This window comes from Paenibacillus tabacirhizosphaerae (genome assembly GCF_040812395.1).
Taxonomy (GTDB): domain Bacteria; phylum Bacillota; class Bacilli; order Paenibacillales; family NBRC-103111; genus Paenibacillus_E.
Genome location: NZ_JBFNXH010000002.1, coordinates 225,884 through 241,564 on the forward strand (window position 1 = coordinate 225,884; position 15,681 = coordinate 241,564).

Here is a 15,681-nt window from a genome sequence, read left to right on the forward strand (position 1 = left end):
TTAAAGTAGCTAAGGAGAGATTCCATGTCTGCAACTAAAGGTTTAGAAGGAATTGTAGCCACGACCTCGTCAATCAGCTCCATTGTAGATGGTGTGCTTACGTATCGCGGCATTGATATTGATGATCTCGCAGAAAATGCGACATTTGAAGAAATTATCTACCTGCTTTGGTTCGGTAAGTTGCCTAACCAGTCAGAGCTTGAGAAACTGCAAAGTGACCTGAACGCGCATAGCAAGGTGCCTGATGCAGTGATCGAGCAACTGAAGACTTATCCGAAAGATGTAAATTCGATGGCGGCTCTTCGCACAGCGGTATCTGCTCTTGCCCTGTATGATGAAGAAGCTAACGATATGAGCACGGAAGCTAACGTTCGTAAAGCGATCAAGCTCCAAGCTCAAATTCCTGGCATCATCGCGGCGTTCGCTCGTATTCGTGAAGGTAAAGAGCCACTCGCTTCCAAAGGCTATTCTTCCGTAGCGGCTAATTTCTTGTACCAACTGACAGGTAAAGAGCCTGATAAAATTGCGATTGAAGCTTTAGACAAAGCATTAGTTCTGCACGCAGACCATGAGTTGAATGCTTCTACGTTTGCAGCCCGCGTTACAGTTGCTACATTGACAGATATCTACTCCGGTATCACTTCTGCTATCGGAACGCTTAAGGGACCTCTTCACGGCGGTGCTAACGAAGCGGTTATGGCGATGTTGGAGGAAATTGGAACGGTTGAGAACGTTGTTCCTTACATCAACGACAAGCTAGAGCGCAAAGATAAAATCATGGGCTTCGGTCACCGTGTTTACAAAAACGGAGATCCTCGTGCAAAGCACTTGCAAAAAATGTCTTTCGAGCTTGGTAAAATTACAGGCAACATGAAATGGTACGATATGTCCATTCAAGCTGACGAGTTGGTAACAAACCTCAAAGGTTTGAAACCTAACGTTGACTTTTATTCCGCATCCGTATACACGTCCTTGGAAATTCCACGCGACCTGTTCACGCCGATCTTCGCGATCAGCCGTACATCCGGATGGACAGCTCACATACTGGAGCAATACGAGAACAATCGCCTGATCCGTCCGCGCGCGGAGTATACAGGTCCAGTAAATCAAAAATACATCCCAATTAGCGCTCGCTAATTGTTAGTATTTAGTATATGATGCTTTAAGCTCTAGGTGCGGGAAGTTCGGTACCCGTCCCGGTCTGATGATCGGGGAGTACTGCGACTCCCGTCACTTTTTGCGTGCCTGCAGCGGTAACGCAAACGTAACTCGCACGAACAACATTTTATTCAAATTTTAGGAGGAAATACAATGCCACAATTCGAATCTTACGAACTTCCAACAGAAGGTCAAAAAATCACCATCGAGAACGGTGTTCTTCAAGTTCCAAACAACCCAATCATTCCTTACATCGAGGGTGACGGTACAGGCCCTGATATCTGGGCTGCTTCCGTTCGCGTTCTGGATGCTGCAGTAGAGAAAGCATACAAAGGCGAGAAAAAAATCGCATGGTACGAAGTTTTTGCCGGCGAGAAAGCTTTCAACAAATTCAACAACTGGTTGCCTAACGATACGTTGACTGCAATGCGCGAGTACATCGTCTCCATCAAAGGACCTTTGACTACGCCAATCGGTGGCGGTATCCGTTCCCTGAACGTTGCGCTTCGTCAAGAGTTGGATCTGTATGTTTGTTCCCGTCCCGTTCGTTACTTCGACGGTGTTCCTTCACCGGTTAAACGCCCTGAGCTTGTTGACATGGTTATTTTCCGTGAAAACACAGAGGATATCTATGCAGGTATCGAGTGGGAAGCTGGTTCCGAAGCAGTTAAGAAAGTAATCTCCTTCTTGCAAAACGAAATGGGCGTTAAGAAAATCCGCTTCCCAGAAACTTCAGGAATCGGCATCAAGCCAGTTTCTTCCGAAGGTTCCGAGCGTCTGATCCGCGCGGCTATCGAGTACGCGATCAAGCATGGCCGTAAGACTGTTACGCTTGTACACAAAGGGAACATCATGAAATTCACAGAAGGCGCGTTCAAAAACTGGGGTTATGAGCTGGCTGAGCGTGAGTTCGGCGACAAAACATTTACATGGGCTCAATATGACCGCATTAAAGAAGAGCAAGGCGCAGAAGCTGCGAACAAAGCTCAAAAAGACGCAGAAGCAGCTGGCAAAATCATCGTAAAAGATGCGATTGCTGACATCGCCCTGCAACAAGTATTGACTCGTCCAACTGACTTCGACGTTATTGCAACATTGAACTTGAACGGTGATTACCTGTCTGATGCACTGGCTGCGCAAGTTGGCGGTATCGGTATCGCTCCAGGCGCAAACATCAACTACCTGACTGGACATGCTATCTTCGAAGCTACTCATGGTACAGCTCCTAAATATGCAGGCCTTGACGTAGTAAACCCAGGTTCCGTTATCCTTTCCGGTGTTATGTTGCTTGAGCACCTTGGCTGGCTGGAAGCGGCTGAACTGATCTACAAAGGTTTGGAAACTTCCATCAACAACAAAACTGTTACTTACGATTTTGCTCGCTTGATGGACGGCGCGAAAGAAATCAAATGTTCCGAGTTTGCTAACGAAATCATCAAAAACATGGGCTAATCTCTTTCCATTTCATAAACGAATTCAGCTTTAATCCAAAAAAATCTCTTAGGAGGCACCTCAAATGGCTATTCGTCGTAACAAAATTACGGTTGTTGGCGCAGGTTTCACAGGAGCAACTACAGCTCTTATGCTTGCTCAAAAAGAACTTGGAAACGTAGTTCTGCTTGATATTCCTCAATTGGAAAACCCAACAAAAGGTAAAGCGCTCGATATGCTCGAAGCCGGCCCTGTTCAAGGGTACGACAGCCAAATCACAGGTACTTCCAGTTATGCGGATGCAGCAGATTCCGATATCGTGATTATCACTGCAGGTATCGCTCGTAAACCGGGCATGAGCCGCGACGATCTGGTTAACACGAACGCAGGAATCGTAAAATCCGTTTGTGAGAATGTGAAAGAAGTAGCTCCTAATTCTATCGTTATCATCCTTAGCAACCCAGTCGATGCGATGACTTATGTAGCTTACCAAGCACTTGGATTCCCTAAAAACCGCGTAATCGGCCAATCCGGCGTGCTGGACACGGCTCGTTACCTGACGTTCATTTCTCAAGAGTTGAACGTATCTGTTGAAGATGTAAAAGGTGTTGTTATTGGCGGACACGGGGATGACATGGTTCCACTCGTACGCTACACGTATGCTGGCGGCGTGCCAATCGAGAAGCTGATTCCAGCTGACCGCATTGAAGCAATCGTTCAACGTACACGTACTGGCGGCGGCGAAATTGTTAACCTGCTTGGTAATGGTAGTGCCTACTACGCACCTGCAGCTTCACTTGTGCAAATGACTGAAGCGATCCTGAAAGACAAAAAACGTATCATCCCTACGATCGCCCTTCTCGAAGGCGAGTATGGTTACGACAATCTGTTCATGGGCGTTCTGACTGTACTTGGCGCAGACGGTATCGAGAAAGTTATGGATATCGAACTGACAGCCGATGAGAAAGCGGCTTTGGATAAAACAGCGGCTTCCGTACGCAACGTAATTAAAGTTGTAACGGGCTAATACGTAAATAGTGAAAAGAATGAGCGTTCCTGATATTCAGGGGCGCTTGTTCTTTTTTTTACAGATTTAGAATGTTTAAATTCTTTATAGAACTAAAGCTTTAAGGGACAGCAGGCTAGTTTTTATAGCTTTAGTAAATTCGCGATTATGCACTATTCGAAGCTACATCTCTATGCTACGATAAATCTAGGCCAAGATCTGGCTAATTTATCCATTGGATGGAGGGTTTTGATGTTGAAGAAAGGTTTGCATGGAATGGGGAAATGGAAAGGTCTTGCTTTGACGGTAGCATTATCTGTTTCTTTTCTGGGAAGTATCCCGCAAGCTTATGCTGAAGGTCCGAATGATCCGGCTCCAACGATTACCCCGACTACAGCGAACGGGAAAAAGGTGTTGTTCGACAACACGCACGGACAGACAGCAGGCGCGGCAGACTGGGTCATTGACGGCGGTTTTTCTGATTTTGCCAATGCCTTAGGAAATGCAGGTTATTATGTTAAAGAGCTGCGCAAGGCAAGCCCTATTACGCTTTCAGATCTATCCGCGTATGATGTACTCGTGATCGGCGAAGCGAACATTCCGTACAAGACCTCCGAGCAAAGCGCATTACTGCAATATGTGCAAAATGGCGGCAGCATTTTCTTCATAGGGGATCATTATAATGCCGATCGGAACAAAAATCGGTGGGATGCATCGGAAGTGTTCAATGGTTTCCGACGCGGGGCGTGGACGAATCCAGCAGCGGGTATGAGCACGGATGAAGCGGCTTCCACGGCGATGCAAGGCGTAGCGAGTTCGGATTGGTTATCGACCAATTTCGGCGTGCGGTTCCGTTATAACGCTTTAGGCGATATTACGGCGAATAACATCGTGAGCCCTACCCAAGCTTTTAACATAACGAGCGGGGTGTCCACCGTTGCTATGCATGCAGGCTCGACGTTAGCGATAACTGATCCTAATAAAGCCAAAGGCATCGTTTATTTGCCAACGACAACAACGAAATGGTCAAGTGCTGTGGATCAAGGGGTGTACAACAATGGAGGCACCGCGGAGGGGCCGTTCGTTGCTGTAGCCAAAGTTAGCGGAGGTAAAGCAGGATTTATCGGAGATTCCTCGCCTGTTGAAGACGCAACGCCTAAGTATTTGAAAGAAGAAACAGGCGGCTCCAAGACCATTTACGCCGGATTCCAGGAACAGAACGACGCAACGTTGCTGGTCAATATGGTGAATTGGCTGGCAACGAAAGAAACCTATACGAGTTTAACGCAAGTATCAGGTCTAACCTTGGATACAGCCACAACGCTCTATTCCTGGGAACAACCGGCTAACACAACAGAGCCGCAAGCGGAGCCATGGGCAACGCCGGCAGCAGGTTATAAATGGTGGGACCCATCGACGTTCAAAGCGGGATCGTATGGGTATAGTACCTCTACGAATACGTCGGATCCATATGCCTTCGTTCATCAAGCGCAGTTGCCAAACCAAGCCGTCTTTCAGGTAAAGATCATACTTAATGGGCTAGCAGTCAATTCAACCACAAGCGGGTATAGCCTCGGCATTTATAATGGTTCAGGCACGCAGGTTGCGAAAGTTCAGAATAGCAGTGGCACGTGGCCTTCCTCTTACGGCTATAGCACGAGTTTCTCATTGACTGCTGATGCAAGCGGCCATGCCGAGAAAATCGTGAATGTCCAAATCAATCCAAGCATCACAGGCTCGGCGAATATGCGCTTAAGACTGAATACAACAGCTAAATTTACAGAGGCGGTTACAATTGCTAATGTGGCTGTTCAGCCTTTGCCCTAAGCACTAGAATGCAAGGCATACCAAATATGTATTGAAACATTCTAATCCCCACGGACTCATGATTGAATGAGTTCAGGGGGATTTTTTTCGTAGAGGCTGACAAAATAATGCCATATACTTATGAAGATATGGTGAAACTGAGGGTGGGTTGGGATCGCTTTCTTGTCCAGCCTATTCCAATTGGGGTATACTAGAAGAAACCATTTCACAAACACTTTGGAGGGCGTAATATGTACCACGTTATGATTTTTTTGCATGTTGTAAGTGCTTTATTATTAGGATCGTATGTTGTGTTTCCTTTTCTGGCCGGGCGTGCGGGCACATTGTCAGGGGCAGCTCAAGAGAGCTTCGTCGGATTGCTTAGATCTTTCAACAGAGTCGGTCAATTCGCTCTAATCGTTGCTTTCATTACGGGCGGGGCTTTGATTAGCAACGCGAAGCCATCTGTTGCTTGGATGATTACGGCTACCGTGCTTTTGCTAATTATTGGCGCGCTTTCCGGCATGATTGGAGCCAGAACGAAAAAGCTGCTAGCTGCGGCTAAAGCAGGAAGCAACACAGCTTCCGACGTAGGTAAAATTAAATCATTCAGCTGGATCGCTGCCATCGTTGTTATCCTAGCTGTTTTGATTATGACGAATCCTCAAATTCTGGCTTAAATGCAGAGGAGGTAACGAAGAAAAAAGCATGTTCATCGGGAAGATGACATGCTTTTTTCTGTTCATAGAATGTTTAAAATCCTATACAGAACTAAAGCGTTAGGGATACCCATTCTTACAGAAAGCATATGTCGTCAGATAAGTGTGTGACGAGCTTGCAGGCGGAGAGATTTCGCACACATCGTGTGGTACGAGCATTTGAAAGGATGGACGTAGAAGATCCGGAAGTGCTGCAGCAGTTTGGAGTATTGAAATACCGCCTCGATCCGCGATAGATCGTCTTTTTGCACAGGTGAGCGGAACGTAGGTGCGTTAAGAGGCGGTATTTTCGGTGTAGGGACGTTTCGCGGAACTACCGTGCGTTAAGAGCAGGAAATGGTGGGTTGTGGGTGCAGGTTCGCTCATTTAACGTACCCTAGTTCCTCTTCAAGGGGAGAAAAGGGACGTTACCGTGGAATAAGGCATTGTAGTTCCCTTGATATCGTTGTGCAAGGAGAGTAGGCGGTCCGGTGGTACCTTGCCTCGGTTTTCTTGCGAAGCTAGCGGAGGCGAAATGTACCCGGAATCTTACTCTTACAGGCGTGTCCATGGATAGGAATACCGAATCGAGGATCGATTAGGAAAAAGAGAAGTAGAAGGCCATACGAAGTCGAACAGAAAGGGAATGGATATGGGGTGAAAAAGCGATAGCGGCCGCCTTTAAAGTCGTGTTCGCACCACCTTGTTCAATCAAGGAACACGACTTTAACAGTGGTTGGAACTCCATACCAATTCCCTCCTCCACGCACAAACGTATCGTATAGCATAGCAAAGGACCTAGCGGTGATCTGTGATCTTCCGCTAGGTTTTTCATGTCTGGCGATGACGGTACTAATTCAACGTAATTTCATCCAGCGTCTTCTCAAAAGAAGCGCTCATATGAGTAAGGAAGTAGTCGATTTCCGGCATGTTCATTTTCTGAAGGCTCTCTAGAATTTGCTGCTTCGCGACGATAAATTCGCGATTGCCGGTCGAGAGCTCGGTTAAGCATTTGATATATGCTTCTAACAGATCGGCAGCCTTTACCCAGCGATATAGCTCTTTATCATGATCCTGAATTAATGAACGGTAAACATGGCTGATTTCCGAAGGAATGGTCTCGATCAATTTTTCCACGGCTACGTCTTCAATTTCGCGGAAATTCCGCAAGATTTTTTCATTATTATGCTTAACAGGCTGTGGAATATCTCCAGTGAGCACCTCGGATGCATCGTGAAACAGGGCTATAGAAACAACTCGATCGGTCGGCACGTTGCGCCCGTATACTTCATTGGCAATGGTGCACAGCATATGGGCGATAGCAGAGACATAATAAGAGTGTTCCGCGACAGTATCCCTGCGCATATTCCACATTAAACTCCAGCGGTCAATATACTTTAATCGATATAAATAAGCAAAAAAGTGATGGCTCATAAAATCCTCCCTGATCGTAGTTCGTTTTATCATAGTAACGTTTCCTAAGCAAAATAGCCACAAGACTTCGGCAAAGCTCGTCTTCTGGCAGTAAGAGGGCCGTCTGGCGAGTATCCAGACGGCCTTGTTTACCCTGATGAACAGATTTAGATTGGCATAAAACCAACCTCAAAACGCGGTCGCTCATCCTCGAGCGACATCGCTTTTCTCATTTGACGCTCGGCGTCACCCGTTCAGCCACCGTACCGGTGGCAGGGGTGTAGACGAGCGGCAGCCCGATCAGCGCTTGGAGATCGTCAAGCGCGATCGTGACCTGCCCGTGCTCGTGCAGCACGGGCTCTCTTAGTGCAACGCGCGTTTCACCGCGCGTTGCGGTCGTGGCATTCACCTGCAGGGTGAATGCCTGCCCGCCGAGGCGGAGCTGGAGCGCTCCGCCTTGCGGCGCAGCACTGCCGCCCAGCTGCTCGGCGGCAGTGACCGCATTCACGCGCAGCGGGGCGCTGCCCGGCTGAGCAACAATGCGGCGCTGGATCGAGCGGTGCAGCAGCTCCGGCGTAATGCCGGGGCTGCCCGCATTGATCCGCGGGATGCGCAGCGGATCGGCGCTGCGTGTTGCCATCTCCGGCGAGATCGTGAAGGCGTAGCGGATGCCCGCCTGCTGAATCAGCGAAGTCGCTTCCGGTGAAGTGATGCCGAAGGGATATGCCATCGTATCGAGCGGTGCATCGGTTAGGCCTTTGAGCTTGCCGACACAAGCATTTGTATCCTTAGACACACGCTGCTTGTAAGCATCCTCAGACTCCTGCTGACCGTTTTGATCTAGTCGGCCAACGAGGGCAGCTTGGCCGTTGGGCAGCTTATGGTGCAAGTTATCTGTATGGCAGCCGATATCAATGAAATTGGTCGCATGCGTCATTTCACGAATTTGCTCTTTCGACATCGAGGGAATATAAGAGCCCATCGGATTGGCCAAATCATTCGTAATAACGAAGTTCACAGCGGGAATGCGCAAGCTTTTTAGAATCGGATAGGCGGATGTGTAAAAGCTTTGATAACCGTCGTCGAAGGTGACGAGCACCGCATTGGAAGGGACGGATGCGCCTTCCATGTACATTTTAAATTCATGAAGAGAGATGAAATGATAGCCTTTGCTCAGCAAGGATTGCAGCTGCTCTTGAAAAAGTGCGGTCGTTATCGTACCGGAGCTGGTGTCTTTATCATGAATATGATGATACATAAGCACGGCAACCTGGTCTTGATAATAAATGTCTTGGGAACGCTCCGCCCTTAGCGGCGTCAGTATCAGGCTGATGCCAATCAAGCTCAGCAGAATTGTGATGGCGATTCTTTTGTACATGTCGGCAAATCTCCTTGTTTGCTCGCAAGAACATCGAACAGTTCTTAAGAGATATGATATAATAGTTGTTGTTAAATTATATAAATATGATTGCTTTCAATGGAGAGAGGAGCCTGACCTAGTCATGCAGCATTTTTATCAAAGCGTCTATGATTTGATTGTCGAAACTTCAACGAACCTTCCTGGTGATGTGCGCCGTGCGGTACAAGCCGCTCAAGAGAACGAGGATAAAGGAACTCGTTCTGCGTTGTCACTATCCCGTATTGCCGATAACATTCACATGGCGGAATGCAATGTATCTCCAATTTGCCAGGATACAGGCATGCCAACGTTTATTATACACTGTCCGGTTGGGGCAAACCAAATTATTATGAAGAAGCAGATTCTTGAAGCAGTAGCAAACGCAACCAAAGCGAGCAAGCTTCGCACTAACTCTGTAGATTCGCTTACAGGCGCGAACAGCGGGGACAATTTGGGGCCCGGCACACCCGTTATCCATTTTGAACAGTGGGAACGTGATGATGTTGAGGTAAAGCTTATTCTCAAAGGCGGCGGTTGCGAAAACAAAAATATTCAGTACAGCCTTCCGGCTGATCTGGAAGGACTGGGTAAAGCAGGCCGTGACCTCGACGGTATCCGCAAATGCGTGATGCACGCGGTTTATCAAGCGCAAGGCCAAGGCTGCAGCGCCGGATTCATTGGCGTAGGCATTGGTGGCGACCGCACAAGCGGTTACGAGTTGGCAAAGCATCAATTATTCCGCCATGTTGACGATGTGAACCCGCACCCAGAGCTCCGCAAAGTGGAGGAGTACGTGATGGAGCATGCGAATACGCTAGGTATTGGCACAATGGGGTTCGGCGGTCAAGTGACGCTGCTTGGCTGTAAAGTCGGCGTGATGAACCGCTTGCCTGCAAGCTTCTTCGTATCCGTTGCTTACAACTGTTGGGCGTTCCGCCGTCAAGGCGTTGTGTTGAATGCCGAAACCGGCGAAATAAACGGTTGGTCGTATCCGCGCGGTACGGAGGTTTCGTTCCAGGCAGCTTTTGACGAGAGCGCGAAAGCCGCTCAAAGCGCGACTGCAGAGCGCCGCGAAATTGTGCTGACGACGCCGATTTCCGAAGAGCAAATCCGCCAGCTGAAAGTTGGAGACGTCGTTGTCATTAACGGCACGATGCACACTGGACGCGATGCCCTGCATAAGTATCTGATGGATCATGATGCACCTGTTGACCTGAACGGCGCAGCCATTTATCACTGCGGACCTGTGATGAGCAAAGACGAGTCCGGCGAGTGGCACGTGAAGGCGGCTGGCCCGACGACAAGTATTCGCGAGGAGCCTTACCAAGGCGATATCATTAAGAAATTCGGTATCCGTGCGGTTATCGGTAAAGGCGGCATGGGCCCGAAAACGCTCGCAGCTCTGAAAGAGCATGGCGGCGTGTATTTGAATGCTATTGGTGGTGCTGCACAGTACTACGCACAGTGCTTTAAAAAGGTAGAAGGCGTAGACTATATGGAATTCGGTATTCCGGAAGCCATGTGGCATTTGGAAACAGAAGGTTTTGCTGCGATCGTTACGATGGATTCCCATGGCAACAGCCTTCATGCCGATGTTGAGAAAAACTCGCTTGAGAAGTTGACTGCTTTGAAAGAACCGGTCTTCAAATAATCTTTACAAAAAAATAACTGGATTCGGCACGGAAGGAAGGGTTACTATGTAGAGTAGCCCTTTTTCTTTTCATTTAGCTGCACAAGATGTACTTAAACTTACTTATCGGAGGCTAGATAGCGGATGACGAAATTCCGTGCCAAACTGACTTACATTTTGATTTTGTTAATCGGCTGCTCGATGCTGATTGCTGGCGTTTTTATGGCGAAAGTACTGGAGAATTCTCACATTGAGTCGCTGCAGGACAACATGGAACGTGAGCTGATGGTCATTAGCGCGACTGGTGATTGGAACCGCAAGGGGTCAGATTCGGAACTGATATCTTATTATACGGCGCAGGCGAAGCGCATCAAAGAATCGACAAAGGCTAGGCTTACTTTCGTTCGTGCAGACGGCAAAGTACTTGGCGATTCGGATCAAAATCCCGATCAAATGGACAATCATTTAAGCCGGCCTGAGATTAGTGCCGCAATAGCTAGTGGTGTCGGTTACACGACTCGCTTCAGCGACACGTTAAAAGAAAAAATGCTGTATGCGGCTATTCCTGTCAAAGATGGAGAGCAGCTTACCGGTTTTTTGCGCATCGCGATGAGCTTGGAACAGGTCGATGAGACGATCCGCAACTTATGGTATTTTCTAATCACGGGATTGGCGATCTTATTCATCATAGCGGGCATTGTCAGCTACCGGATCGCCAGAGGCATTACACGCCCGATTGAAAAGATAACTAGCGTAGCGCAGCAAATTACGAATATGAACTATGAATCTCGCGTGCCTTCCTACTCGAATGATGAGGTCGGGCAGTTGGGCCAAGCGATTAATCGGATGTCTGAGAGCTTGCAGCAGCAAATGGAGCGGATTCAGGAAAACGAGCGCAGACTTCAAGGCGTTATGGAAAATATGATGAGCGGCATTATGATGATTGATCGCGAGGAGCGGATCATGCTGCTGAATCCTTCAGCAGAGTACATTCTTGGCTTTTCCGCCCAGGAGCTGTTGGGGAAGAAATATAATGAAGCAAAGCAGCAGTTTGAGTTCACGAAATTGATACAGGAATGTATCGAAACACGCGAAGCGATTCGCGATGAGATGATATTTTATTATCCCGCTGAGCGGATTCTTGATATTAATTTGAACCCGATCGCGCATGAGGATGAAGAATGGTCGGGTGTGCTGATTGTCATTAGCGACATTACCGCAGTGAGAAGGCTGGAGCGAATGCGCAGCGAGTTCGTAGCCAATGTGTCGCATGAATTAAAGACACCGATTGCGGCTGTGAAAGGCTTTGCTGAAACATTGCTTGCAGGTGCTTTGAATGACAAGGAAACGGCGGTTTCGTTTCTGCAAATTATTTTTGATGAGAGTGAGCGGTTAAATCGGTTGATCGGAGACATTCTGGAGCTGTCCAAAATCGAATCGAAGCGGATTCCGATGCAGTTTTCCCCGGTTTATTTGCCGGAATTTCTGGAAAAATCGCTGAGCGTGCTTAGAAAAGAAGCGGAGAAGAAGCACATTGAGCTCAGTTTGCAGGTAGATGATGATATTTATATAGAGGCGGACGAGGACCGATTAAGGCAAATTTTTATTAACTTGCTGTCCAATGGTATTAGCTACACGCAGGAGGGCGGCAAGGTGAAGGTGCGTGTTGAGCCGTTAGAAATGAATGCTGACGGCGATTATGAGCGTCTACGGTTTGTAGTGTCCGATACGGGAATCGGCATTCCGAAGAAGGATTTGCCGCGAATATTCGAGCGTTTCTATAGGGTGGACAAGGCGAGGTCTCGCAGTTCAGGCGGAACCGGTCTTGGACTCTCGATCGTGAAACATTTGGTTGAGCTGCATAAGGGAAGCATCCGTGTGGATAGTGAAGTCGGGGTGGGTACGAAATTCACGATTGAACTGCCTGTAATTCACTAATTTACACCGGATTAACGAAACATTTACATTCTCTTTACAAATCCGTGTTAAGATATGGGTGTGCAAAGTTAATAAACTGTAAATACGGGGGATCCCATGGCACAAAAAATACTAGTTATTGAAGATGAACCAACCTTGGCCCGATTGCTTTCGTACAACCTGTCGCAAGAAGGATATGATACGAAGGTCGTCGATCACGGTGGAGATGGGCTTCAAGAGGCTTTGCAGCAGTCCTATGAGTTAATTATTTTGGATATCATGCTTCCCGGGTTAAACGGTTTTGAGATTTTGGCTAAGCTTAGGCAGAAGGGGAACCGCACGCCAGTTATTATTCTAACGGCTCGCAATGCGGAGGATGAAGTGGTTCAAGGTCTTAAGCACGGCGCGGATGATTATATAACGAAGCCTTTTGGCGTTGCCGAGCTTCTTGCTCGCGTTTCCGCTGTTCTGCGCAGAACGCAGAATGAAGATGCCATGTCGGACAGGCAGAAGACGAACGAGAAAGTGATTCAAGCCGGTGAATTGTTTATCTACCCCGAGAAATATGAAGTTGCTTTGAATGGGGAGTCGATTCCCTTAAGGCCGAAGGAATTTGAGGTGCTGCTGTATTTGGTACAGCGTCCGGGTGTCGTGGTCACAAGGGACGATCTTATGAATATCGTTTGGGGTTTTGACTATATAGGCGGACAGAGAACCGTTGATGTACACGTCAGCTCGCTTCGGAAGAAGCTCGAAATGAATCAGCAATCCGTGCAAATCGATTCGATTCGCGGTGTCGGTTATAAGCTGGTAGCCAATATGGTGAAAAAATAATGAGCCTTGGGTTTGCTGAATGGACAGCAGCCCAGGCTCATTTTTGCGCATAAACGATATAAATCAATGGCTCGATTCGTTCTGTCGTGACTTGCTCCGAATTGGTTTCCAGCCATTTCACCAGTTGGTCATGTATGGGATAAAGCTCGACTTGCTCGTGCATCATAGGCAGTGTAGCAGCCCCTGATTGGATAAGCTTGGCGGCATAGGTGCTCATCTCGCTGCTATCGCGCAGCATATAATCGGCCAGGCACATACGGCCTCCCGGCTTCAATACACGAAACATCTCGTTCCACGCCAATTCTCTTTGCGCCTCTGTAAGATGATGAGTCGCGAAGGAGCTGACAATAAAATCAAATTGTCCATCCAGGAATGGGATAGCGAGTACGTTGCCTAATTTAAGCTCGATTGCGGAATGCTTGATTGCAGCGAGCTTCAGCATTTCCTTGGATTGGTCGATAGCCGACATGTCAGCCCCCAGAGCATGCAGCTTGCTCGCCAAATTGCCGGTGCCTGTTCCAATATCAAGCCCTTTATCGCCTGGGGAAGGCGAAATGAACTCAGCAATCCTAGTTAACGCGGCTTCATAAGCTGCACTTGGCGGCAATGGTGTGAGAGAATCTGAATATACGGTTGATGACGGATCTCTGTTTACTAATTGGAGGTCGAATCGGGCTGCTTTCGCATCGAAATTCCAATGATCGCGCCAGCTTCCGCGCAGGTCGCGCATGGCTTTGCTTTGTCGGGCAAGCTCGTAAAGCTGCTCTGTCGGCAGCTCCTGATTCACTTTGGCCGCATCGATCATCCGATCCATGGTGCCGATGATTTGCTTCATTTCGGACCACTGTTGGAAGAGCATGGAACGCTGCAACTGCAGTGCGTAGATGACCTCGTCTTGACTGCTTGGATCTGTTTGCGCCAACGTCTTGCCAATGTCATCAAGCGTCATGCCGACTTCACGAAGCGAGATGATCGTTTGCAGGCGCCAAGCGTCCTGCTCTGAGTAGACTCGATATCCGTTATCCTTCATTTTAGCTGGAGATAGCAGACCTTTCTGTTCATAAAAGCGAATGGCTCGGGGGGTGATTCCGAGTTTGCGGGAAATTTCATGTATAAGCATGGTTGTCCTCCACGATGGCACAATCGCACATATTTTGCACCAGATAAGAAATTTTCTTTTTACGGCAGTTTGATATACTACTAATTGTAATCGGTGAATGGTCATGTGAAAAGTAAAAGATCAACATACAGTCCTGGGAGGAATTATTGTGTCTAAAACGTATCGCATAGCGATTATCGGCTGCGGCGGAATCGCGAACGGCAAGCATATGCCGAGTTTGAGCAAACTAAACAATGTTGAAATGGTTGCTTTTTGCGACATCATTTCTGAAAAAGCGCAGGAAGCCGCAAGCAAATATGGGAAGGGCGAAGCTCACGTATATGAAGATTACCGTGAAGTTCTAAAAGATGATTCAATCGATATCGTTCACGTTTGTACGCCGAACGATTCTCATGCGGATATTACAATCGCTGCTTTGGAAGCGGGCAAGCACGTCATGAGCGAGAAGCCGATGGCCAAAACAGCGGCTGATGCACGCCGTATGGTCGAAGCTGCAAAACGGACAGGCAAGAAGCTGACGGTCGGCTACAACAATCGCTTCCGCGGCGATAGCCAGCATTTGCACCAGCTTTGCTCGGACGGTGAGCTTGGTGAGATTTATTTCGCTAAGGCTCACGCCATTCGCCGCCGCGCGGTGCCGACCTGGGGCGTATTCCTCGATGAAGAGAAGCAAGGTGGAGGCCCATTGATTGACATCGGCACGCATGCGCTCGATTTGACCATGTGGATGATGAATAACTACGAGCCGAAAGTCGTTCTCGGCACGTCGTACCACAAGCTATCTCAGCGTGAAAATGCGGCGAACGCATGGGGACCCTGGGACCCTGCTAAGTTTACCGTTGAAGATTCCGCATTTGGCATGATTACGATGAAAAATGGCGCGACGATTATTTTGGAATCGAGTTGGGCGCTGAACACGCTTGAGGTCGATGAGGCGAAGTGCACGCTGAGCGGAACGGAAGGCGGAGCCGACATGAAAGGCGGCCTGCGGATCAACGGCGAGAAGAACAGCCGCTTGTTCACGACCGAAGTGGAGTTGAACGCAGGCGGCGTTGCTTTCTATGACGGTGAAACCGAAAGTGCGCCAGATTTGGAAATGCGTCTATGGATTGAGGCCATCGAGAACGATACAGAGCCTGTGGTAACACCAGAGCAAGCGTGTGTTGTTTCGGAAATTCTTGAAGCCATTTATGAATCGGCGAAAACAGGAAAAGCCGTTTATTTCGACTAAATTCGATTATTTCCTGGGAAATGCAGCAATCCCCTTCA

At 48.2% G+C, this 15,681-nt stretch carries 12 protein-coding genes; 9 read left to right on the forward strand and 3 right to left on the reverse strand.

Features of this window, described 5'->3' with window-relative positions; all coding sequences use genetic code 11:
• The first annotated feature begins 24 nt into the window (after positions 1-24).
• The 5 genes from citZ (at position 25) to ABRS97_RS03975 (ending at position 6,081) form a co-directional block, all read left to right on the forward strand.
• Complete coding sequence (gene citZ / locus ABRS97_RS03955) at positions 25-1,137, forward strand: citrate synthase (RefSeq protein ID WP_367811603.1); 1,113 nt, start codon at positions 25-27, stop codon at positions 1,135-1,137.
• Between the two features lie 174 nt (positions 1,138-1,311).
• Positions 1,312-2,610 (forward strand): NADP-dependent isocitrate dehydrogenase, encoded by a 1,299-nt coding sequence (gene icd / locus ABRS97_RS03960; RefSeq protein WP_367811604.1) that lies wholly within the window; start codon positions 1,312-1,314, stop codon positions 2,608-2,610.
• 64 nt (positions 2,611-2,674) lie between these two features.
• Positions 2,675-3,616: a malate dehydrogenase gene (mdh, locus tag ABRS97_RS03965; protein ID WP_367811605.1), complete on the forward strand. Its 942-nt coding sequence runs from the start codon at positions 2,675-2,677 to the stop codon at positions 3,614-3,616.
• A 231-nt stretch (positions 3,617-3,847) separates the two neighbouring features.
• Positions 3,848-5,422, forward strand: a complete 1,575-nt coding sequence (locus ABRS97_RS03970) for a DNA-binding protein (protein ID WP_367811606.1) — start codon at positions 3,848-3,850, stop codon at positions 5,420-5,422.
• A gap of 230 nt (positions 5,423-5,652) precedes the next feature.
• The gene (locus tag ABRS97_RS03975) at positions 5,653-6,081 is read left to right on the forward strand and encodes a hypothetical protein (protein ID WP_367811607.1); all 429 of its coding nucleotides are present in this window, start codon (positions 5,653-5,655) and stop codon (positions 6,079-6,081) included.
• 870 nt (positions 6,082-6,951) lie between these two features.
• On the opposite strand, the gene yfbR is transcribed toward ABRS97_RS03975, so the two are convergent.
• Together yfbR and ABRS97_RS03985 are read right to left on the reverse strand one after the other, a co-directional pair.
• The gene (yfbR, locus tag ABRS97_RS03980; protein WP_367811608.1) at positions 6,952-7,533 is read right to left on the reverse strand and encodes a 5'-deoxynucleotidase; all 582 of its coding nucleotides are present in this window, start codon (positions 7,531-7,533) and stop codon (positions 6,952-6,954) included.
• Between the two features lie 208 nt (positions 7,534-7,741).
• A complete protein-coding gene (locus tag ABRS97_RS03985; RefSeq protein ID WP_367811609.1) occupies positions 7,742-8,890 on the reverse strand; it encodes a polysaccharide deacetylase family protein in 1,149 nt (382 codons plus the stop codon).
• A gap of 124 nt (positions 8,891-9,014) precedes the next feature.
• On the opposite strand from ABRS97_RS03985, the gene ABRS97_RS03990 reads away from it, so the two are divergent.
• From ABRS97_RS03990 to ABRS97_RS04000, 3 genes are all read left to right on the forward strand, one after another.
• Positions 9,015-10,562 (forward strand): fumarate hydratase, encoded by a 1,548-nt coding sequence (locus ABRS97_RS03990; protein WP_367811610.1) that lies wholly within the window; start codon positions 9,015-9,017, stop codon positions 10,560-10,562.
• 123 nt (positions 10,563-10,685) lie between these two features.
• On the forward strand, positions 10,686-12,479 hold the full coding sequence (gene pnpS / locus ABRS97_RS03995) for a two-component system histidine kinase PnpS (RefSeq protein ID WP_367811611.1): 1,794 nt from the start codon (positions 10,686-10,688) through the stop codon (positions 12,477-12,479).
• A 96-nt stretch (positions 12,480-12,575) separates the two neighbouring features.
• Entirely contained in the window at positions 12,576-13,292 is a 717-nt protein-coding gene (locus tag ABRS97_RS04000; RefSeq protein WP_367811612.1) for a response regulator transcription factor, read from the forward strand.
• Between the two features lie 37 nt (positions 13,293-13,329).
• Here ABRS97_RS04000 and ABRS97_RS04005 read toward each other — a convergent pair whose 3' ends face one another.
• Positions 13,330-14,412 carry a MerR family transcriptional regulator gene (locus tag ABRS97_RS04005; RefSeq protein ID WP_367811613.1) on the reverse strand — a complete coding sequence of 361 codons (1,083 nt, stop codon included), beginning with the start codon at positions 14,410-14,412 and terminating at the stop codon, positions 13,330-13,332.
• 148 nt (positions 14,413-14,560) lie between these two features.
• Between ABRS97_RS04005 and ABRS97_RS04010 the strand changes: the two genes are divergently transcribed.
• A complete protein-coding gene (locus ABRS97_RS04010) occupies positions 14,561-15,643 on the forward strand; it encodes a Gfo/Idh/MocA family protein (RefSeq protein ID WP_367811614.1) in 1,083 nt (360 codons plus the stop codon).
• Positions 15,644-15,681 lie beyond the last annotated feature (38 nt).